At 57.8% G+C, this 20,956-nt stretch carries 18 protein-coding genes and 1 pseudogene; 17 read left to right on the forward strand and 2 right to left on the reverse strand.

All coding sequences use genetic code 11. From position 1 onward, the window contains the following. Positions 1 to 591: a hypothetical protein gene (locus AC0L20_RS27980; protein ID WP_473293924.1), complete on the forward strand. Its 591-nt coding sequence runs from the start codon at positions 1 to 3 to the stop codon at positions 589 to 591. A gap of 1,018 nt (positions 592 to 1,609) precedes the next feature. Here AC0L20_RS27980 and AC0L20_RS27985 read toward each other — a convergent pair. Beyond that, positions 1,610 to 2,131, reverse strand: a complete 522-nt coding sequence (locus tag AC0L20_RS27985; RefSeq protein ID WP_473293925.1) for a D-glycero-alpha-D-manno-heptose-1,7-bisphosphate 7-phosphatase — start codon at positions 2,129 to 2,131, stop codon at positions 1,610 to 1,612. Between the two features lie 391 nt (positions 2,132 to 2,522). Here AC0L20_RS27985 and AC0L20_RS27990 point away from each other — a divergent pair, with 391 nt between their 5' ends. The 14 genes and pseudogenes from AC0L20_RS27990 to hisF all read left to right on the forward strand — a co-directional run bounded on the left by AC0L20_RS27990 (position 2,523) and on the right by hisF (position 17,686). Next, the gene (locus tag AC0L20_RS27990) at positions 2,523 to 3,383 is read left to right on the forward strand and encodes a YqaJ viral recombinase family protein (protein ID WP_473293926.1); all 861 of its coding nucleotides are present in this window, start codon (positions 2,523 to 2,525) and stop codon (positions 3,381 to 3,383) included. Next, a pseudogene (locus AC0L20_RS27995) lies at positions 3,367 to 4,565 on the forward strand (ERF family protein). The gene AC0L20_RS27990 and the pseudogene AC0L20_RS27995 overlap by 17 nt, the downstream one beginning before the upstream one ends. Beyond that, a complete protein-coding gene (locus AC0L20_RS28000) occupies positions 4,562 to 5,212 on the forward strand; it encodes a hypothetical protein (RefSeq protein WP_473293927.1) in 651 nt (216 codons plus the stop codon). Before AC0L20_RS27995 ends, AC0L20_RS28000 begins: the two are co-directional and overlap by 4 nt. 542 nt (positions 5,213 to 5,754) lie before the next feature. After that, a complete protein-coding gene (locus tag AC0L20_RS28005) occupies positions 5,755 to 6,699 on the forward strand; it encodes an NAD-dependent epimerase/dehydratase family protein (RefSeq protein WP_473293928.1) in 945 nt (314 codons plus the stop codon). Between the two features lie 196 nt (positions 6,700 to 6,895). Further along, positions 6,896 to 8,197 carry a hypothetical protein gene (locus tag AC0L20_RS28010; protein WP_473293929.1) on the forward strand — a complete coding sequence of 434 codons (1,302 nt, stop codon included), beginning with the start codon at positions 6,896 to 6,898 and terminating at the stop codon, positions 8,195 to 8,197. A 22-nt stretch (positions 8,198 to 8,219) separates the two neighbouring features. Then, on the forward strand, positions 8,220 to 9,734 hold the full coding sequence (gene pseG / locus AC0L20_RS28015; RefSeq protein WP_473293930.1) for a UDP-2,4-diacetamido-2,4,6-trideoxy-beta-L-altropyranose hydrolase: 1,515 nt from the start codon (positions 8,220 to 8,222) through the stop codon (positions 9,732 to 9,734). Positions 9,735 to 9,819: 85 nt separating this feature from the next. Then, on the forward strand, positions 9,820 to 10,875 hold the full coding sequence (gene pseI, locus AC0L20_RS28020; protein ID WP_473293931.1) for a pseudaminic acid synthase: 1,056 nt from the start codon (positions 9,820 to 9,822) through the stop codon (positions 10,873 to 10,875). Between the two features lie 167 nt (positions 10,876 to 11,042). Further along, a complete protein-coding gene (pseB, locus tag AC0L20_RS28025; protein ID WP_473293981.1) occupies positions 11,043 to 12,035 on the forward strand; it encodes a UDP-N-acetylglucosamine 4,6-dehydratase (inverting) in 993 nt (330 codons plus the stop codon). After that, entirely contained in the window at positions 12,028 to 13,179 is a 1,152-nt protein-coding gene (gene pseC / locus AC0L20_RS28030) for a UDP-4-amino-4,6-dideoxy-N-acetyl-beta-L-altrosamine transaminase (protein ID WP_473293932.1), read from the forward strand. The genes pseB and pseC overlap by 8 nt, the downstream gene beginning before the upstream one ends. A 501-nt stretch (positions 13,180 to 13,680) precedes the next feature. Next, complete coding sequence (gene pseF / locus AC0L20_RS28035; protein ID WP_473293933.1) at positions 13,681 to 14,388, forward strand: pseudaminic acid cytidylyltransferase; 708 nt, start codon at positions 13,681 to 13,683, stop codon at positions 14,386 to 14,388. Between the two features lie 116 nt (positions 14,389 to 14,504). Further along, positions 14,505 to 15,137 carry a pseudaminic acid biosynthesis-associated methylase gene (locus AC0L20_RS28040; protein ID WP_473293934.1) on the forward strand — a complete coding sequence of 211 codons (633 nt, stop codon included), beginning with the start codon at positions 14,505 to 14,507 and terminating at the stop codon, positions 15,135 to 15,137. A gap of 4 nt (positions 15,138 to 15,141) precedes the next feature. Beyond that, a complete protein-coding gene (locus AC0L20_RS28045; protein WP_473293935.1) occupies positions 15,142 to 16,290 on the forward strand; it encodes an N-acetyl sugar amidotransferase in 1,149 nt (382 codons plus the stop codon). Next, positions 16,287 to 16,901: an imidazole glycerol phosphate synthase subunit HisH gene (gene hisH / locus AC0L20_RS28050; RefSeq protein ID WP_473293936.1), complete on the forward strand. Its 615-nt coding sequence runs from the start codon at positions 16,287 to 16,289 to the stop codon at positions 16,899 to 16,901. The genes AC0L20_RS28045 and hisH overlap by 4 nt, the downstream gene beginning before the upstream one ends. Before the next feature lie 2 nt (positions 16,902 to 16,903). Next, positions 16,904 to 17,686 (forward strand): imidazole glycerol phosphate synthase subunit HisF, encoded by a 783-nt coding sequence (hisF, locus tag AC0L20_RS28055; protein ID WP_473293937.1) that lies wholly within the window; start codon positions 16,904 to 16,906, stop codon positions 17,684 to 17,686. A 41-nt stretch (positions 17,687 to 17,727) separates the two neighbouring features. On the opposite strand, the gene AC0L20_RS28060 is transcribed toward hisF, so the two are convergent. Further along, positions 17,728 to 18,819, reverse strand: coding sequence for a hypothetical protein (locus AC0L20_RS28060; protein WP_473293938.1), 1,092 nt, complete (start codon positions 18,817 to 18,819; stop codon positions 17,728 to 17,730). 602 nt (positions 18,820 to 19,421) lie between these two features. On the opposite strand from AC0L20_RS28060, the gene AC0L20_RS28065 reads away from it, so the two are divergent. Further along, positions 19,422 to 19,688, forward strand: a complete 267-nt coding sequence (locus tag AC0L20_RS28065; protein ID WP_354100488.1) for an acyltransferase — start codon at positions 19,422 to 19,424, stop codon at positions 19,686 to 19,688. Continuing rightward, entirely contained in the window at positions 19,685 to 20,932 is a 1,248-nt protein-coding gene (locus AC0L20_RS28070) for a hypothetical protein (protein ID WP_473293939.1), read from the forward strand. The genes AC0L20_RS28065 and AC0L20_RS28070 overlap by 4 nt, the downstream gene beginning before the upstream one ends. Positions 20,933 to 20,956 lie beyond the last annotated feature (24 nt).

Genomic DNA, 20,956 nt, shown 5'->3' on the forward strand with positions numbered 1-20,956 from the left:
TTGTTGAAAAAGCTGCGAGAGACGCTCGCAGCAAATGGTAAGTTGAGCGTCTCGATAATGGCGGCGACGGACGGCGTGCCTAGCCCTCCACTTTATGCACACCGTTTCGGCAGCCTCCGGGAAGCCTTCCGGCGAATCGGCTATGTGAACTCTGACCGCGATTTCGATTATCTTGACGCGCGCCGACAATCTGATGCTGAACTGCTGCAACAGGCATCGAAGCTTGCCACGCGCATTCGAGCACTTGGCGCTGCGGCCGTATGGGACGACGACACCAACGTGATGACTGTTGACGGAAGGCTCGCCATTTCCCTTCGGATGGCTCGCTACTACATCGCGCCGCGACACGCACCCGCCTGGCTGGTACATCGACGGATTATTGAACCCGCCGAGTTCATTTTGGCGCTGAGGCTGGATCCTGCAACAAACAGACAGGTGACGGACTATTTCCTCTTGCCGCTAAGTGAAATGGCCAAGGAGCGAATTAATCTCACGGCGACGCCTCGCTCTCGATTTGCGCCCTATCTTTGCCCCACAATCGAGGACGTTTTGCTGGCAATCATGACCAAAGTGGCGGCCCTCACGACATAGAGCCTCAGCGCCTCCCGCTGCACCTGACTCGGTATTCGGAAAAAGATGGCCTCGGGACTAAACACCGTCGTCGGGGGAGACGTCTGTCCTCCCTTTCGAACTACTGATATGCCGGCCGCTCCGCGGCCGTTTAAGGACTCAGTGGGCATGGCGATTTGTCAGTACACGCCCGGGCCCGTTGAGTTTGTCAAAGCACATTGCAGCTTTTGATGCAGATGCGAATGGCAAACTGGGAACGCTTGTACGGGAGCTCGCCCTACCGAAAGGCCTGCGCAACCCGTTAAGGACCTATGCGCAATCCGGATTGCGCCAGCGTAGGACCTCATCAGCGGGCCGGGGATCGACCATTTACAACGCCATATCGCGCGGAGCACGAAAAAGACCGGTGGTAGAGCCCACGCCAGCGAGGGGAAGACGTAGTTTGTAGCCTCCATCATTCGAACACGCGCAGTGCTACCATGGGTAAAGTCATTTAGCTCAAGCAATGACTCGCAGCGATCGTAGCTCGCCACCTTGTCGTCCCTCACCCGTTGCAGGGCTTCATGCGCTTGAGGCCGCGCCGCTGCCGCGAAAGGGCAAACTTTTCGTACCGCTCTAGCCCCGAGAGCTCTCTCATTTGCCTTCGATCAGCTCCCTCAATCACGGCCAGGATCAGTCGTAACCTAAGAGCGCGGAGAAGATCCTGACGTTTCCTAGCTTGAGCAAAATCTTGAAGTGCGACTTCCATTAAGGAGCCGCTGAGTGCGTCCGCAAGCGCTGTATCGAACCCGCCGGAACCAAAACCAGCGGCGGCGTCCCAACGGGAAAAGCCATGCCGGTAAGCGTTGCGGCTCGATCTAGCCTTGCCAACGATTGTTTGCGGGCCCGTGCTATTCGCAGCGTTTGCGCGATTTGCTTCGATTTGTCGCTTTGACGCCAACTTTCCTCCTTGCTTGCTACGGGCAGCCGATCGATCTTCGGTCGCGAGATCGACGGCATTACTCCTCCGTTCCCGCGTCTCCGCGGACGATGGATGTTGTTACGGAGGATTTTGGGACCGGGCAGATAATAGCGGTGCGATGAAGGCATGCAGGTTAGACCCATCAAACAGATAGGCTGCGATGCCGGCCGCCTGCGCCGCAGCAAGGTCGCTCTGCTTGTCCCCGATCATGAAGCTAGCATCGATATCCACCGAGTACCGTTCAACGAGGGCTCTAATCATCCCCGGCTGCGGCTTGCGGCAGCTGCAGAGGATACGGTAACGCTCGATCAGGCCATCGGGGTGATGTGGGCAAAATTCGAACGCATCGATACGGGCACCGACGTTGGCAAGTTCACGCGACATCCATTCGTGCAGATTCCGAACATGCCACTCCTCGTAAAACCCCCTCGCAATTCCTGACTGGTTGGTCACGACAAACGCAAGATATCCGACGTCATTGACTGCTTTGACGGCCTGTTGGGCTCCTTCTACCCACCGGATCTTGTCGGGATCAAAAGCATAGCCGTCGTCCTCATTGAGGACGCCATCGCGATCGAAAAATACTGCCGGACGATTCAAATCTCACAGGCCCAAGTTGGAGGGGTGCGCCCCGATCTTCCGACAATCACAGCTTTGTTTCAACAATTCATGCGACCGGACAACATCGTTCGCTGCGAGCGCCTTTTGCGTAGGTCTTCGCTGTTCATGCGTGAATTGGCTTCGTTTTGTCGGTTTTATACCGGCCAGCCTCGTCTCGTCCTTGCCCTAAGAGCGTGAGAACAAGAGCCATTCCTGCCGCTAAAACGAGCAAGATTGTTGCTGCAGATAGGACTGGCCTTCATCCGCGATTGGAGCGTTACTGATTCGACCGGGCGCCACCTTCGATCGTAGCGCCGGTATCTCGCCTCGCGGAAGCGGGGCTTCAAGCAGTGCGGCATGTGAAGCCGCTTGTTTTGCGTAGGAGATACCGGTGACAACAGTTCAAACAAACGGCGCCGATGCGGCCAATCATATCATCAGGTTCAACCCCAATGACCGCCGCCACTTCATCGGCGGCTCGGATGCGCGTGTCATCATGGGTGACGATCAGGACAAGCTCATCCGCCTTTGGCAAGAGAAACGTGGAGAGGTCGCACCAGAAGATCTCTCGGATAATCTCATCGTTCAGCTCGGCTCGATAACAGAGGTCCTCAATCGCGCCTGGTACCAGCGCTCAACAGGACAAACCATATCGGACATCCAGAAGCGGGTTCGGCATCCCGTGCACAAATGGATGGCGGCAACACTCGATGGCATGGTCGAGCAGACGGGAGCGGTGTTCGAGGCCAAGTTCATGCTGCCCTGGGCGTTCACGGAGGAGGCCGCCGCCGAAAAGCATATGGCACAGCTGCAGCATAATATGTGGGTGGTCGCCGCTCGCTCGTCCGTACTCTCGATCATCACCGGCGGTGGCAAATGGGTTGAGATCAAGATTCATGCCGACCCGCTCTATCAGCACCTGCTCCTCACCGCCGAGAAGAAATTCTGGCGCTGCGTCCAGAGCGGCGATGCGCCTCTGCTCTTCAACATCGAAACGCCGCGACCAAGGCTGGAGGCCGTTAAGGTCGTCGATATGTCTTCGTCCAATGCCTGGGGCGAGTTCGCTGCAACCTACCTCCGCACCAAGGATGCCCACGGGGAGCACGAGCTCTCTAAAGCTGAGTTGAAGAAGCTCGTGCCCGAGGATGCCAAGGAGGCAAGCGGGCACGGGATCAAGGCCAAGCGCTCCAAGTCCGGCGCGATTAGCTTTGACGCTCTCGTCTTGGAGGGGTCCGATGCATCAGTCCAGTGAGCGGATCGGGGCCATCGCGGGTGCCCTTGCCCGAGCACAGGCCGAGCTTACCAACCCGGAAAAGACCCTCACGGCGGTAATCCGGTCCCCCTTCCCGCGGGAGGACGACCGGACCTTCCGCTACGCCTCCCTGGCTTCCGGCCTGGACCTTGTCCGCAAGACCCTCAGCAAGCAGGAGATCGCAACCGTCCAGACCACACGGATCGACTCCAGCAGCGGCCAAGTGCGTCTCACGACCCTGCTGGCCCATGCCTCCGGTGAATGGATCTCCTCCGATTGGCCGGTCTGCCCCGCAAAGGAGGTCGAGGCACCGCATCGGATGGGAGCCTCATTGACCTATGCCCGCCGCTACGCGCTTTTTGCTCTGGTTGGCATTGCCGGTGAGGACGACCTCGACGCGCCCGATGCAATCGCCGGACCTCCCGCGGCTTCCCAGCCGCAAATGGCTCCCGGGCCGAAAGCGAAGCCCGCCAAAGCCGTCTTGAACCGACCGGCTATCCTGAAACCCCAGCAATCCGCTGAGCTACTGGAGCGGCTGCTGGCGGAGCTGGCTGCAGCCTTGGGGAATAGCGACGACCTCCTGGCTTGGGCCAAAACCAGCCTTCCCCTGAAGAACACCCTGCTTGAGGCCGACGCCCGGGCGCTTGAGGCGGCCTATCGGGTGAGGTTCGAGGAGATGGCCCGGCTTGAGACCGAAGCTGATCTGCCACCATCCGAGCCCGAGCGTGCCACCGGACAGGAACCGGCGGAAGAACTTTCCCTCTCCCAAGCCGCTATCCCAAGCTCAAGCTCCGATGGGCCGGCGGACCAGCGAGGGGGCGGCCTCGCCTTCACCAAAGAGCCACCGCGCAAGCGGAGCAAGGCCCACCTTGCTTTTATCCGGGCACAGCCCTGCCTGGTCTGCAAGCAGGCTCCGTCCGATGCCCACCACCTCAAGTTCGCCCAGCCGCGAACACTCGGGCGCAAGGTCAGCGACGAATACACCGTCCCATTATGCCGCTCGCACCATCAGGCTCTCCATCGACATGGCAACGAAAAGGCATGGTGGGTGGATATGCAGATATTGCCATTGCCTGTCGCTGCCAGTTATGGGCAACGAGCCCCATTCACGAACCCACACGGCCAAACACGGCCACGTATGATCCTTCTCCGCAAGCCGGGTTGGAGGCCACACGGCAATGAACGGCCGCTTCAGCACCGCCCCAACGCTAGCCGCAGTTGCTATTCCAGCTGAATTCCAGGCCTTGTGTCCTGCTCCCCCAATCCTGCCCGGAGAAAGCATCGAGCATTATCGTGCCCTCCAGGCCGTAATCTTCCAAGACATCGCCCCGCAATCCGCTATTGAATGGCTACTCACCATTGATGTTGCGGAGCTGTCCTGGGAGATGCAGCGCTATCGAATTCTGCGGCACAAGCTGCTGGAATCATATCGCCAAAAAGCAATCGAGATGACGATTCGTCGGATAGATGTGCCCGGCATAGTGCCCGACTTCAAAAACGACGCCGAACGCTACATCGTTCAGAACGCGCTCGATTGGCAGCTCGATCGCATTGCGGCAGACGAGATCGAGGCGCGTCTCGCATCATATGGCTTCGATCAGCACACCATTAGCGTCGAAGTTTACGTGCAGGCCCGCGAGATCTTCACCTTATTCGAAACGTTAATGAACGCGGCACAGCTGAGGCGGCTGTTCTTGCTCAAGGAGATCAATAGCCGCCGCCGAATGCAGGACCCGGCTAACTTCGTCCGCGCTCAACCGAAGGTCCGATCAAGAACGAGATCCAGTTCGCTGCTGCAGAATCACTCCAGCGATGCCTCGCGATCGTGAAAGCGAACATCGCCTAGCATGCGTTTCGTTCGGTGCGCGAGATTCGGACCTTGAAGACGGTCGCGAGGCAGCCGCTCGATCGCGGGGTAACGGACGATAAGCTACCTACTGTCATACAGCTGATCCAAAATTCAACCAGCCGCGGGAACAAGAAGATCAGCCGCGATCAGACAGAAGTATCCGGAAGATGGCTACACAATCCAGATATGGAGCGGAGCAAGGCTCATCGGTGGTGTGCCATGAGACAAGCAGTATTGGAAGGCAAGTGCTGCCCTGCCATTCCTTAGGGGCAGCGCACAAGCACATGCACCAGAGACCGAAGCGGAGAATTCCGTCGAAAGACCCTCTTCGACAGCATCTTCATTGCCGCCAACTCCACGCAGCTTGGTCGTCGACAAAGCGTCAATTTCTCTTTAACACTAGTTTTTGCGTTTTCCTGTGCGCTGCGACTGACAACCCGCTCCGCTCGTAGTATGCGGAACATGATCCGCTATGCGGCAAACTAAACTCGCCACGCAATACCTACTAGCGACGAACACAGAATGGCGGAACGTTCACGTGTACTAGTTACCGGGGCAAATGGCTTCATCGGTAGCCATGTGGCACCCGCGTTAATTCGCGAAAGATGGTCGGTCCGTCGCGCGGTCCTCAGTGCGGAAAGCATGATAGACGATGTCGTGGTCGAGACGATCGGCCCCGACACCGATTGGTCAGTGGCTCTTGAAGGCATCGACTGCGTGGTGCATCTCGCCGCCCGCGTGCACCACAAGCACGAAGAGCATGCAGTCCAGCTCTACCGCAATGTCAACGTCGACGGCACGCTGCACCTGGCTCGCAGTGCAGCGACTGCCGGGGTGCGACACTTTATCTTCGTCAGCACGGTTCTCGTGCATGGCCGCAGCAATGACGGTCGTGCGCCCTTCAGCGAAGGCGACATCCTCACGCCGCGCGGCCTTTATGGCATGTCCAAGGCGATGGCAGAGGCGGGGTTGAGGAAGCTGGCGCACGAGAGCTCCATGAAGATCTCGGTGATCCGCCCCCCCTTGGTCTATGGTGCCGGTGCGAAGGGCAATTTTGCGCTGCTCGCGCGTGCGGTTAATCTGGGACTGCCATTGCCTTTTGCGGCGATCCGCAATCATCGCGCCTTCCTCGCAGTCCAAAATCTCTCGTCGTTCATCGTGCACCGGCTTGCCCAACCGGATGGTGAGAGCAATCTCGAGATTTTTCTCCTAGCCGACCGAGAGCAGGTCTCGACGCCCGAATTCATCGAGCGGCTGGCAAGGGCGGCGGGCAAGAGCCCCCGGCTGTTTAGTGTGCCCCCAGAGTTGCTCAGGCCGCTTCTTAGGGTGATGGGCCAGCAGAATGCGCACGACAGCCTGATTGGCTCGCTTGAGCTCAACGTGTCCAAGGCAATCGCGACGGGATGGCAGCCGCAGGTTTCGCTCGACGAGGGCTTACGGCTAGCATTATCGTCTCGCGACGCCTAGATCACGAACGTCTTCGATATCAATCCCTGCAGCCATGTGCGCCTTCCCACTGTCATCACGAAGTCACCACGACCGTGCCGCGCGCGCTAAATTCGGCCTGATCGTCCGGAGCACCGAGGGAGATCCGATCTTTCGGACTTGTTCACGTGTCCTGACTCGGATACGAGGTCAAAAGTAAGCGGCATCAGGCAAAAACATGCGACACATTCGACTTCTTGCGCCGATTTGCCTTCATGTGGCTGCATTTTGCCTAACGCTTTTTCTCGCGTCGCAGCTCTACCCTCAGTACCTGGCCTTTCGAACGGACCGCCTGCCTTTCGCGCTCGCCGCAGTGGCGACATTCCTGCCAATCGCTGCCATCTTTGTTGTTTCCGAATTCAGCTTCGGCTATTTCATCGCATTCTATTTTTATTCCATGATAGCAGGTTATCTTTGGCTGAACTGTTTTTCCACCTTCGAATACGACCACCGGCTGGCGGGCATCTCTGCGTATGTTTCTGCGGTGGCCTTTATCTTGCCTGCAGTACTGATGAAAGCTCCCCTCAGGCAGCTCTGGACGCCTTCCCCCGTTGGGTTTGACCGCTTTCTCAATGCGATCCTGTTGGGCGCCGGAGCGACGCTTCTTGCCGGCGCAGCATACCATTTTGATTTGGCCCAATTGCTCAACCTGATCAGGCTTGATGGTGACATCTACGTTTCGCGCGACACGCTCAAATTCCCGAAGCTCCTCGACTATCTTCTTGGAATAACGAGCAGCGCACTGCTGCCTTTCGCATTCGCCTGTTTTGTGGAACGCCGCACGTTCAAGCGGGCTGCAACAACATTAGGACTCCTGCTGCTCTTTTATCCGATTACCCTGAGCAAGGTCGCCCTATTCAGTGCAGCCTGGATCAGCCTGATCGCAATGGCGGCCCGGTTCATGGAAGCGCGATTTCTTGTTATCGCTTCTCTCTTGGTTCCAACAGCAATTGGCATCTTGATGATCATCCTGTGGAAATCCGGGTTAATGCAGACTTCAGTGGCGCACCCTTACTTCGCCTTGATCAATCTCCGCATGATGACATTTCCCTCGCTGGCCATGGATTATTATAATGAGTTCTTCTCCAAGAATGACCTCACACTCTTCTGCCAAATTAGCTTTCTAAAAGCCCTGACCACCTGCCCTTATCGCGAACCGCTAGGCATTGTTATCTACAAGGCGTTTGGTATTGGCGGGTACTTCAATGCCTCGCTATTTGCGACAGAGGGAATTGCGTCAGTGGGTAGTTGGTTGGCGCCGACGACAGCTGCCGTTGGCGGACTTGTGGTCGCGCTTGGCAACCGTGTATCCGCGGGCCTGCCGCCGCGATTTGTCCTTATGTCGGCAGCTTTGTTACCGCAGATTTTTCTCAATGTACCCCTGACTGTGATCCTCCTGACCCATGGATTTCTCGTTTTGCTCGTGCTCTGGTATGTTACGCCCCGCGCAAGCCTAAGCGGGGCCGAACGCTCCAACTGACCCGGCCTGAACCAAAAGTGCGATGCTGATAGTTTTCCGAGCCGATGCCGATCCGGCCACTGGAGGCGGCCACGTCATGCGGTGCTTGACGCTTGCAACCGAAATGCAACGGCGCGGCGCAGACGTTCTCTTCGTGTGCTCTCCGATAACCGCCGATACCGTGCCAGCCCTCACTCACTGCGGCATCCGGTGGCTAGAGGCTGATCGGCACGATTGGAACACGGACCTCAAGGACGGCCGACTTGCGGGGACGAGGATCGATCTCATCGTCATCGACTCCTTTCGGCTCGGCGAAGCGTTCGAGCACTCTCTACGCCGACTTGGATGTCCGATCCTCGTGATCGACGATGCGCCCGTGCGCCCACATGATTGCGACCTTCTCGTAGACATGACGCTGGGCCGGAGCGCCGACGACTACGCCGGATTGATCCCGCGGCATTGTCGCGTCATCGCGGGCTCGCCCTATGCGCTGCTGCGCAGTGCGTTTTGGGAGTTGCGCGCTGTTTCACTTGCGCGACGACGCGAGGCATTTGAGCCTGCGTCGATATATGTCTCGCTCGGGCTCACCGACGTCGGGGGGCAGACGGCGGACATCGCCCGGTCCCTGGCAAATGCGGGGACGTATTCGCGTATCATCGTTGTGATCGGCCCAACCGCTTCATCTCTCAATGAGGTCGTCGCGCTTGGGGAAGAATCAACGCGGGTTCAAGTCCACGTCGATCCTCCCGAGATTGCCGAATTGATGGCGAATGCCGACATCGCGATCGGAACGCCCGGCACATCGAGTTGGGAGCGGTGCTGCCTCGGTCTTCCATCGATCCAGCTCGTTGTAGCTGACAACCAGCGCGAGAATGCTCGCGCGCTTGAGCAGGCGGGCGCAGCACGAATCGTCCCGCCCGGTTGCGATGCCCCTGATACCATTGCGCGCATCCTGGCTGAACTTGCCCGACGGCCCGACGAACTCGCCCGGATGTCGCGGCAGGCCGCCAACGTGTGTGATGGCGTTGGCGCGCAACGCGTTGGCGAGGCCATCGATGCGCTTGTGCAGCAGGAACGTACCGGGCAGTTAACGCTGCGCCGTGCGACTGCCGATGACGCACGGCGGCTCTGGTTGTGGCGCAACGATCCCGACGCCCGCGCAATGTCCGGAGATAGCCGAGCAGTGCCTTGGGATGCCCACACAAAATGGTTTAACAACCGCATCGCGGATGCGAACACTCTTATTTACATCATCCAGGCCGATGGAAGACCTTGCGGCAACGTACGATTTCACATCGAATTGACGGGGACGGCCGTGGTCAGTATTGCAATGGCCCGTAACGTCCGCGGGCGAGGTTACGGTGCCACTGCCCTCGTTCTGGCCTGCCAGGAAGCATTTGGTCAGGGTTTCTGCGAACGCGTCGAAGCACGAGTGAAGCGGGAAAATCTCGCCTCTCAGAAAATCTTCCTGAAGGCCGGCTTCGTGCTAACTGGCCAAGAGACTGAGTTCCTAGTGTACCAGCTTTCTTTGCGCGCCGCGTCCGAAGGGAATAACTGAACGGGAACAAGCGGATGACACGCGAAATTGCGCTCGACCGGCGACCTCGGTCGCAGATGCTGCAATGTGTTGCGAGAGGTCAACAATGAGCACGGACGCGGAACTCGAAATCGCCGGCCGCAAGATCGGTCGCAACCAGCCCCCTTATATCATCGCCGAATTGTCGGCCAATCATGGCGGGCGCCTCGCGAAAGCCCTGGAGTTGATCGAGGCGGCAGCGGCAACCGGCGCAGACGCCATCAAGATTCAGACCTACACGCCGGACACCATGACGATTCCGCACGAAGGCGCGGACTTCCAGATCAGGGGCGGGCTGTGGGACGGCTATCAACTGCATCAACTCTACAAGGAAGCCTACACACCCTACGAATGGCATGCGGAGATGTTTGCGAAGGCGCGCGAGGTCGGCGTCACGATCTTTTCGACGCCGTTCGACGAAACCGCAGTCGACCTGCTCGCCGGTCTCAAGGCGCCAGCCTATAAGATAGCCTCCTTCGAGGTGATAGACCTGCCCCTGATCAAATATGTAGCCAAGCGCGGCAAGCCCATGATCATCTCGACCGGCATGGCAAATCTCGGTGAGATCCAGGAAGCGGTCGAAACGGCGCGGAACAATGGCGCCGGTGGCATCGCCCTGCTGCATTGTACCAGCGCCTATCCTGCGCCGATCGAGGAAGCCAACGTGCGCACGGTTGTGCACCTCGGAGATGCGTTCGGCGTGATATCAGGCCTTTCGGATCATGCGCCCGGCTCCGCTGCGTGCGTCGCCGCCACCGTCCTGGGGGGCGCCATCATCGAAAAGCATTTCACCATCTCACGTGCCGATGGTGGGCCCGACGCAGCGTTTTCGCTGGAACCGGATGAATTCCGGAAGCTGGTCACTGACTGCAAGTCGGCATGGTCCTCTCTTGGCAGGGTCGACTACGGCTTGGCACCGAGCGAAGCCGCCAATACCCGCTTCCGCCGCTCGATTTACGCGGTCAAGTCGATCAAAGCAGGCCAGCCGTTCACGCCCGAGAATGTGCGCGTGATCAGACCCGGTTTTGGTCTGCCGCCGAAGCACCTGCCTGACATCATCGGACGTACGGCCTCGCGCGACATCGCCTATGGTGAGGCGCTGACGTGGTCAGCGATCACGTAAACGACGAGCTCAACCGCCTCGGCGCTCGAGGGCGGTCCATCGCCTTGAGGCCACGCAAACCGGAGCGTCCCAAGGCGGCGTGTAATTCCAGCCAACCACTCTCGCTTGCAATATTTGCGCGAACTGACTACTACCGGTCGGCTCTTCAACGATCCACAATTGGAACCATGCTCGACAAAAAGGCCATTCTCATCACGGGGGGTACCGGCTCGTTCGGCACGGAGCTCGTAAAGACCCTGTTGCGGGATCACAACCTCGGCAAGATCATCGTCTACTCGCGAGACGAGTACAAGCAGGCCATCATGGCGCAGGCGATGCCCGATGACCGGCTGCGCTTCTTCATCGGTGACGTGCGTGATCTCAACCGCTTGAATATGGCCATGCGCGAAGTTGACCTCGTGGTTCACGCGGCGGCCATGAAGCACGTTCCAATCGCAGAGTATAATCCGATGGAGTGCGTCAAGACCAATGTGGTCGGCGCCGAAAACGTGGTGCAAGCTGCGATCGCGAATCGGGTTTCCAAGGTCGTCGCGCTGTCGACGGATAAGGCCTGCAACCCGGTCAATCTGTATGGCGCCACCAAGCTCGCCTCGGACAAGATTTTCGTCGCGTCTAACAATCTGTCCGGCAACACCGGGACTAAGTTCGCTGTCGTTCGCTATGGAAATGTGGTCGGATCCCGCGGCTCGGTCGTTCCGTATTTCCGAGATCTCATTGCCAAGGGGAGCGAACATCTGCCGATCACCGACCCGCGCATGACGCGTTTCTGGATCACGCTAGACCAGGGCGTGGACTTCGTGCTCTCGAGCGCCAGGATGATGCAGGGCGGGGAATTGTTCGTTCCGAAGATAAAGTCGATGTCGATTGTCGATCTGGCCAAGGCAATGGCTCCGAACTGCCCGCACAAGATCGTCGGTATTCGGCCTGGCGAAAAGCTTCACGAGGTGATGATCACCGAAGACGATGCGCGCTTCACCATTGAATTGGAGGATCGCTACGTCGTGCAGCCAGCGCTCGCCTGGTGGAGCTATAAGGGATACGGCGATATTGGCCGGCTCGTCCCCGAAGGCTTCCGTTACGCCAGCGACAACAATCCGGAATGGCTCGATGCTGCGGCGCTGACGACGATGCTCGAAAATCCCGCGAGCCTGCATGGCTAGGGATTCAATTCCTTACGGCCGGCAGATCATAGACGATGAGGATATCGCGTCGGTAGCCGAGACGTTACGGTCGGCATGGCTCACGACCGGCCCGAAAGTCGGCGATTTCGAGCGTGCATTCGCAGAGTTCTGCGGGGCGCGCGAGGGCGTTGCTGTCAACAGCGGAACCGCTGCGCTTCATGCCGCCGCGCGCGCCTTGAAGATCCGACCCGGCGACGAAGTGATCGTTCCGGCGATCACGTTTGCGGCTTCATCAAATGCCGTGGTCTACGAGGGGGGCACGCCCATCTTCGCCGATGTGGAGCGCGAAACGCTGCTGATAGATCCGACATCCGTCGAGCAGAAAATTACGGCCCGGACCCGAGCCATCATCGCCGTCGACTACGGCGGGCAGCCGGCCGACTACGACGCCCTGCGCGCGCTTGCCGCCGGCCGCGGTATCAAGCTGATCGCCGACGCCTGCCATGCTCCCGGAGCAACTTACAAGGGCGGCAAGGTGGGGACGCTGGCCGACCTCTCTGCCTTCTCGTTCCATCCTGTGAAGCACCTCACGACCTGCGAAGGGGGGATGGTATTGACAGACGATCCCGAAACGGCTGCCCACATGCGCCGTTTCCGCAATCATGGGATCGATTCCGATCACAGGTCGAGGGAAAAAAGCGGAACATTTTCCTACGATATGGTCGAACTCGGTTTCAATTACCGACTGCCAGACGTGCAATGCGCTCTTGGAATCGCGCAACTGAAGCATTTGCCGTTATGGCTGGATCGACGTCGCGCCATTGCGGCCCGCTACGACAAGATGTTTGCGGAAATCCCGTTCGTGCGTCCCCTCGCGAAGCATGCAGACCGATCTCACTCCTACCACCTGTATGTAATCCGCCTCGACCTTGATCAGCTCAAGGTGGATCGACGCCGGGCGTTCGATCATCTCAGGGCGGCCGGCATCGGCGCGAACGTCCACTATGCCCCCGTCTATCATCACAGCTTCTATCGCGAACGCTTCGGATATCAACTTGGGTTGTGCCCCCAAGCCGAGGCAGTCTATGGAGAAATCCTGACCCTGCCGATGTTCCCAACGCTGTCAAACGCCGAGCAGGACCACGTTGTCACAACCGTCAGTGAGCTGAAACACCTTCGGTAGGCAGAGGCGCCCGTGGGTTACGCACCATTCTGGAGCGCCACGGCCAAGTCTCATTTGATCCCCTTGGACTGCGTCGATCGGCTGCGGCTCCTCTTGGAAGGAGCTTGGCGCACGCAAGCTGTAGAAGCGCAGCGCTTACGCCCAATGGAACATTCAGAGAACACAAAATCGGAAGGGGCTGAGCGAACGTCCGTCGCGATTGACGGCCAAGTCGGCGATTCCGCCTCTCAGGAGTACTTACCGGCAGGGTTGATCTTCATGCTTACGCTGTGTAATCCGGATTGAAGGGAAAACGGGGCGATCGGAAGACATTCGATGGTCAAGAACGAACTTTGCTCGTTCTGTTTTCACGAATGGGCTCCCCAACAGGAGGGCGCCGCACTTTGGTCGCCCCCCGGAAGCGATCCTTGCGGCGAAGGCGAATGTTCGAGATCGTTTCGGCGATCTCGTTCGATGGGGCGCTGCTGCGAGCGATGAGATCATTTGCCAAGGTGCATTCGCGTGACGCTACCAACGATATTGGCGGTCATCCCCGCACGCGGCGGAAGCAAGCGAATTCCCCGCAAGAACATCACTCTCTTTCATGGCAAGCCGATGATGGCTTGGCCCATAGGCATGCTGAAGTCGTCCGGTCTCGTAGCGAATATTCTGGTTTCGACGGACCACCAGGAGGTTGCGGAGATGGCTCGGAACATCGGCGCCGAGGTGCCATTCATGCGTCCTGCCTCGCTGTCAGACGACTACACGGGCACTGCGGCCGTGACAAAGCACGCGGTCGACTGGTTCGTTAGCAACCGCTATCGGCCCGATCTGATCCTTACTGTCTATCCAACCGCCGTGTTCGTTTCCGCCGATGACATCAAAAGCGCCGTAGCTACAATCGATAGTCTGAATTGCGAAATGGTCTTCTCGGCCGTCGAATTTCCCTCGCGGATCCAGCGCGCTCTCTTCATGACCGACGACGGGCGCGTGCGCATGGCTTATCCCGAATACTATTCTGCGCGATCGCAAGATCTGCCCCCCGCGTATCACGATGCCGGACAATTCTATCTGTCCAAAACGGAGACCGCCCTTGCAGGCGCTTCGTACGACGTGGTTCCATCAGCCATCCTTCCGGTCGCGCGCGACACCGCCGTTGACATTGATACGCCCGAAGATCTTGAAATCGCGGAACGCATCTTTCAGTACCGCCTGAGGGGAACCCGATAATAGACGATACGACAACGTGGCCGTGAGCCTCCATCGTGTGCGCCGACAAGCCGCCCCGCTAGTCCATCTACGCTCCTCAACGGGGCCGTTAATCAAAACCGAAAGAGAATGAAGCCATGCCGAAATCTGATCCTCATAGTGCTCAGGAAGGCTTCTGGGCTGGCGATTTCGGGAATGACTATATCGCCAGAAACATGAGCCCCGCGCTTCTTGCTTCGAACATCAAGTTCTTCAGCAAGGGCCTCAATGCTGCCCTTCCTCCCAAGAGCTGCATTGAATTTGGCGCGAACATAGGAATGAACCTGAAGGCCATCCGTCAGATATATCCCAACTGCACCTTGAGGGGCGTGGAAATCAACGAAAAGGCCGCTGCACTGCTTGGGAACGAAATCGGCGCATCGAACGTGTTCTGCGGTTCGATCCTGGATTACGCCTCTGCCGACGTTTCCGAGTTGGCGCTGATCAAGGGCGTACTTATTCACATTAATCCAGAACAACTTCCCTTGGTCTACGATAAGTTGTACGACGCTACGTCTCGATATCTCCTGGTCTGCGAGTATTACAATCCCAGCCCGGTTTCGATACCTTACCGCGGCCACCACGATCGACTTTTCAAGCGCGACTTTGCCGGGGAGATCATGGATAGATATCCTGATCTACGTCTGGTCGACTACGGCTTCGCGTATCATCGTGATCCCGCGTTTCCCCAAGACGATATCAGTTGGTTCCTGATGAAGAAGGGCGCGTAAACCGATGCTGATCTACTGCAAGCGATGCGTGATGCCGAGCACGAAGCCGGACCTGCACTTCGACGATCAAGGCGTCTGTAGCGCTTGCCGCTCCTACGAGAACCGGGCAGTCATCGATTTCGACGCCCGGCGAGACGAGCTCCTGCACGTTCTGGAGAAATATCGTCGCGGCGGAACGAACTGGGACTGCATCGTCCCGGTGAGTGGCGGAAAGGATAGCACCACCCAGGTTGTCAGGATGCTGCAACTCGGACTGCGGCCTCTCTGCGTCACGTCAACGACATGCGATTTGTCGGAGATTGGCCGGCACAATCTCGATAATATCAAGCGGTTGGGTGTCGATCTCATCGAGATGTCACCGAACCCTCTCGTCCGCGCAAGGCTGAACAGAATCGGGCTGACTGAAGTTGGCGATATCTCATGGCCGGAGCACGTCGGAATTTTCACCATCCCGGTTCGGGCAGCCGTCCAGTTTGACGTTCCCCTCATAGTTTGGGGTGAGAACTCGCAAAACGAGTATGGTGGACCGGCAGCCGCGGCCGAGAACAATACTCTTTCACGAGCTTGGCTCGAGGAATTTGGCGGGCTCCTCGGTCTGCGTGTGTCGGACCTCTGCGATGTCTACGGTTTTACCCCCGGAGATATCATCCCCTACCAATATCCCTCTGACGACGATTTACAGCGCGTAGGCGTCACCGGCCTGTTTCTTGGTTACTACATGTCGTGGGACGGCTTGGCGAATGCCCTGATAGCGCAAGCGAACGGGCTCAGAACTTACGGCAAGGCCATCGAAGGGTCCGTGGTCGACTATGAGAATCTTGACAACTATCAAACCGGTATCCACGATTATTTCAAGTTTCTGAAGTTTGGGTTCGGGCGTGCTACGGACATAGCGTGCCTTCATATTCGTCGCGGCCGGATTTCTCGAGAAGATGGGCTCGAAATGGTTCGTCGCAACGACGGCAAGTTTCCGTGGAGCTACCTGGGCAAATCACTGGAAGATATCCTTGAGCCGCTAGACCTCTCAGTGGATGAATTCGTCGACGTTTGTGACCAATTCACAAACCGGCGCATCTTCCAAAGTGACAACAAAGGGAATCTCAAGAAGGACAAACGCGGAAATCTGCAGAAGCAGAATTATGACAACCGATGAACGTTGGCATCATCAACTATGGAATGGGCAATATCGCCTCGGTCTGCAACTCGCTTGCGAGACTGGGCACGTCTGCCGTCGTCCTCAACAAGCCGGGCGATATTGATCAGGTAGACAAGCTCATACTACCCGGCGTGGGCGCATTCGCGGCGGCGATGGCCAACCTGACTGAATTCAGGTGGGTTGCTCCGATACGTGAAGCCGTCCTGAATCGCAGAATGCCGCTTTTGGGCATCTGCCTAGGTATGCAGCTCCTCGCGGACGAGAGCGAGGAAGGCGGCATCACGAGCGGTTTAGGCCTCGTCTCAGGTCGCGTCACCTCCTTGGGAGCCAAGGACCCGTCGCTTCGAATCCCCCACGTTGGGTGGAACAGCATCTCACCGACGAGCAACAGCGTTCTATTTCTCGGCGTCCCGTCCGGGACCGACTTTTATTTCGTTCATAGCTTTGCGTTCGAGCCAAAGGATTCCTCCAGCACTGCTGCCACGACAACGTATGGCCTTCCGTTTACTTCCGCGATCGAGCGCGGACACACTTTTGGAGCTCAATTCCATCCTGAGAAGAGCTCGACGGCCGGCGCGCGCGTAATCCAAAACTTTCTAGAGGTTTAGGCGTGCTCAAGGTCCGCGTTATCCCGACGCTGTTGTGGAAAGGACATGGGCTGGTCAAGGGCGTAGGCTTTGATAGCTGGCGGCGCGTTGGCTCGGTTTTGCCGGCCATCAAGATATATGACAAGCGAGACGTCGATGAATTGGCGCTCTTGGACATCGCTGCAACTGCTGAAGGCAGAAAGCCGGATGTGGAGTCTGTACGAAGTCTGGGTAAGAGCGTTTCGGTTCCCCTCACCGTTGGGGGCGGTATCACCAATATAAATCAGATAGCTGAGCTACTCGGAGCCGGCGCTGACAAAGTTTCCATCAACACCGCCGCCCATGAGAACCCAGGGCTGGTCGCGGAAGCCGCGCGTTATTTCGGTTCGCAGTGTGTCGTGGTCAGCATAGACGTCGCCCGGAATGAAGACGGAACGCACGTTTGTATGAGCCGATGCGGATCGAAACCAGAAAGCACTGATCCGGTCTCCTTTGCGCGAATGGTCGCCGATCTCGGAGCAGGAGAAATCCTGCTCACGTCAGTCGAACGCGACGGAACCATGCGGGGATATGATCTTGACTTGATCGGAGCAGTGGCCAGCGCAGTAAACCTTCCGGTCATTGCTTCAGGCGGCGCAGGACATTATCAGCACTTTGTAGATGCCGTTAAACTCGGCGGGGCCAGTGCGGTGGCGGCAGCCAGCATCTTCCATTTCACTGACAAGACGCCCGCCGAGGCGAAGAAATTCATGGCGAATGCGGGCATACCGGTTCGCAGAGGTCTGACGAAGACAGGCGCGCAGTAGCAAGCTTCTACGAAGTCTCCCCCAAGAGGCAACGTCGCAATCTACCGGGATTTCGCGTGGATAGGAATCTGCGTGAGCGCTATCCAGAACGCGCACGGCCAGAGATTGGGCACCAAAGTGGTGACTGGTCCTGTAGCAACGACCACAAAGAGAATCGGCGCCATAATGGCTAGGAAGGTGCTGGCGCCCGCAAACATCAATTCAACACCGGCACGCAAACAGATCCCCACGAGAACTGCAAGCATGAGCGCCACGACTGTGCCAAAATCGACATACAGCGTGCCCGGCAGCGTGATATAGCTGCCGTAATTCGGCAGATTCTCTGCCACATCGTACCGCATGTCTTTACCAGTGAGTTTGCTCAGTACCTGCGCGATCTGCGAAAACTGATAAAGGCCGGCGGAGTGTCGCAAGTTTTCAATCCGGAAAATCCGGTCGAATTCGCCAATTCCCTGCGTGAGGTAAATCCAGGCCATCGCTCGGCCATAGCTTGTTGCGATTGCTTGGGAATCACCAGCAGACGAGAGATCGATACTGAAGTTTGCAGCATACTGCAGATAAGCAATGGCAAGGGGATTTTGGTCCTCCGCAAGCCTCTCCAGCCCGACTGCTTCCTCGACCTTTTTTGCAGCCGGAGCGTCATCTGCCTTCAGCTGAGCGAAGGTTTGCGCGGATCGAGCGCCACGAGAAACGAACACCATCTCATTGTAGGCAGTTACTCCGACCGACATCAGCAACAAAATCGCGACGGGAGAGACGTGGATTGGCCGGACGGCGAAAATGTTCACGCGCTGCTCTCGACCGACGTCCGAAACAAAGAAGCCCGCCGTCGCAAAAAACGATGCCAGCAGAATTGCTGAAGAAAAGAAACGCCCTCCCTCAAACTTCGCCTGGTAAGCAAAGACCGCCGTGGTTGAGATAAAGAGGATCGTCAGAGCCGGCCACGAAAGCTCCCTCCATTTCAAGCAAGCGACAATCCAAGCCACCGCAATCGCAGAGACGAAAAGCCGCCCCACCCCCCCCAACCACGAACCGACATAGCCTGCAGACGCCGCTTCGATGACGATCGTGCGCAGCTCCGTGACCGGGACATCAAATCCGAAGCCGCGAACGACCGCGAAATTATAGGTCATGACTCCCGCGCCGACAGCTGCCACACATGAGAGACCGATCGTCCAAAAATTCGTATCCCATCTCTTCCGGCCGACCGCAGTCCGGCCGGGTGAGTATCTCAAGCGGACCGGAAGTAGAAACCCAAGGAAGAACGCGAGATACCATCCGAGCAGGAAAGCCCAGGCACCGACGCTAATAGAAGGCCACGTGCCATATACGGTCAGGTACCGGAGGCCTACGACCAAGACCATCGGAACAACCAGAGTTCCCACGACAAGTGCAATCACCAAGCGACAGCTGATATAAAAAGCCGGCATATTGTCCACGATTGATGTCGAACTAGCGCTACTGGTACCATGGGATGACCATGTCAAAAACAATGATCACACGCCTCTTCGCGACAAGCGGCCCACGAGGGCTAATGCACGCCCTTGCCAAGATGCATTCGGTCGCCGAGGGAATAGCCAACCGAGCTTATTCCAGCTACCTATGGTCAGATTCCTGGCAAAAGGATACCTATATATTCTGGAACTGTCGCGTCAAACATCCGGAGCGCATTGTACTAGGACGCAGTATCAGGATCGGTCCCAATTGTGTCCTGGGAGCAATGGGAGGCATCACAATGGGTGATCATGTAAGATTGTCCGAGGGGGCGTGCGTTGAAACTGGCGGCCTTGATATCGGCGGCCCTCTCCCCTATTCGCACGTAGCCAAACCGATTGTTCTTGGAAACGGTGTCTGGCTTGGATATCGGTCAACCGTGCTTGCCGGTGTGACTATTGGTGAAGGCTCCGTCGTCGGTGCCGGCGCCGTCGTCACGAAGGACGTTCCGCCGAATTCGATTGCAATCGGCTGTCCGGCGAAAACCTTTCCGAAGTCAAAAGGGTGAAGTCCCACTACATCTTTTTCACGCTTATGGCATTGGCGAGCGTGGTAACCCTCGGTAAGTCTGCGATTCTGGCAGGCGTGCTATCGCCCGGAGACTTTGTTCAGTATTCAGCGGCGTTCGCTTTCGTGAGCCTCGCGGCAAGCGTAATCAGTTTTGGCCTTGCCGAGGGCATGGTCAAGAAATTCACACGTCTGGTCGCGTTCGGCCGCTCCGATGAACTGCGCCGTACGCTTGGATGGGACGTGCGAAAACTCGCCTGGAGACATCTGGCCGCTTTGGGTGCCCTTACCCTGATCGCCCTCGCCGTCTACGGACTACGGATGACGATCGTGGCTTCCGCCGTTGCCGTGCTCGCGTTCGCTACCAATGCCTTCGCCATTTCAGCTTCATTGTTCAGGGCGTACGACAAGCCGTTCGCAATGAGCGCGGCGACGATGTTGCGCGCGGTATGCGCGCTGGTATTCTGCGCTACGTTTGCATCGCTGTTCAACTGGGAGGTAGGCCTATGGGCGGAAGCCGCGTCTTCTGCACTGATCGGCGTTGCCGTACTGCTCTATTTTCGTACAATCATTCGTTCGCGAGCCAAAGCTCCGAACCTTGTGGCCAGCGACAAGGATTCGTTCGTCAGCCGGGAGGCGGATGGCGTCTGGCTCTTTGCAGCGACGAGTAGCGCGCTTATCCCAATCAGCTTCGACCGAAGCTGGGTACTTCATTCCGCATCAGGAATTGATAGCGCAAAATATGCGTTTCTCAGCATCTGGCTAAGCGCGGCCTACACGGTGACGAGCATATTTGTCCAGAAATGGGGACCGGACTTTATTCGTACGAGACTTGCCGAGCGTGGTGGCATCCTCAAGGCGGCACTGTCGCGCTCGGCCGAAGTGGCAGTCTTTATGGCGGTCGGAGCAGCGGCTTCCTTCGTGCTCCTGAACCAGGTCTATCCCGACATCTATTGGGCAAAATACCGGCTCTCCTGGTCCGACGCAGCGTTGACCGTTATGGCCTTGACGCTTCAGATTAGTCCCGTCTTCGATTGGGCGCTCATTGCGCTCGACAGTGAGCGAGCAGTCTTCGCAGGAGCGGTGGCTTTTGTGCTTGTCTGGGCAGCACTCTTTCTCGTCGTCTCGCTTTTCCAGCTGGGATTCCCGGCTTACATGCTGTCGATGGGGTGCGCGCGAGCGGCCCAGATGATCGTCGCAATAGTCATGATCGCGCGAAGGGATGGAGCAGGGACGCTCCGCTGATTGACCAGGATATTCCAGCGTTCT

It is taken from the genome of Bradyrhizobium sp. Kon58 (assembly GCF_055807455.1).

What these genes read in the sequence shown, in the direction of transcription:
- AC0L20_RS28000 (WP_473293927.1), top strand. Translation starts at nt 4,562, where the DNA reads ATGAACGGCCGCTTCAGCACCGCCCCAACGCTAGCCGCAGTTGCTATT.
- AC0L20_RS28005 (WP_473293928.1), top strand. Translation starts at nt 5,755, where the DNA reads ATGGCGGAACGTTCACGTGTACTAGTTACCGGGGCAAATGGCTTCATC.
- AC0L20_RS28010 (WP_473293929.1), top strand. Translation starts at nt 6,896, where the DNA reads ATGCGACACATTCGACTTCTTGCGCCGATTTGCCTTCATGTGGCTGCA.
- pseG (WP_473293930.1), top strand. Translation starts at nt 8,220, where the DNA reads ATGCTGATAGTTTTCCGAGCCGATGCCGATCCGGCCACTGGAGGCGGC.
- pseI (WP_473293931.1), top strand. Translation starts at nt 9,820, where the DNA reads ATGAGCACGGACGCGGAACTCGAAATCGCCGGCCGCAAGATCGGTCGC.
- pseB (WP_473293981.1), top strand. Translation starts at nt 11,043, where the DNA reads ATGCTCGACAAAAAGGCCATTCTCATCACGGGGGGTACCGGCTCGTTC.
- pseC (WP_473293932.1), top strand. Translation starts at nt 12,028, where the DNA reads ATGGCTAGGGATTCAATTCCTTACGGCCGGCAGATCATAGACGATGAG.
- AC0L20_RS28040 (WP_473293934.1), top strand. Translation starts at nt 14,505, where the DNA reads ATGCCGAAATCTGATCCTCATAGTGCTCAGGAAGGCTTCTGGGCTGGC.
- AC0L20_RS28045 (WP_473293935.1), top strand. Translation starts at nt 15,142, where the DNA reads ATGCTGATCTACTGCAAGCGATGCGTGATGCCGAGCACGAAGCCGGAC.
- hisH (WP_473293936.1), top strand. Translation starts at nt 16,287, where the DNA reads ATGAACGTTGGCATCATCAACTATGGAATGGGCAATATCGCCTCGGTC.
- AC0L20_RS28060 (WP_473293938.1), bottom strand. Translation starts at nt 18,819, where the DNA reads ATGACCTATAATTTCGCGGTCGTTCGCGGCTTCGGATTTGATGTCCCG.
- AC0L20_RS28065 (WP_354100488.1), top strand. Translation starts at nt 19,422, where the DNA reads ATGGGTGATCATGTAAGATTGTCCGAGGGGGCGTGCGTTGAAACTGGC.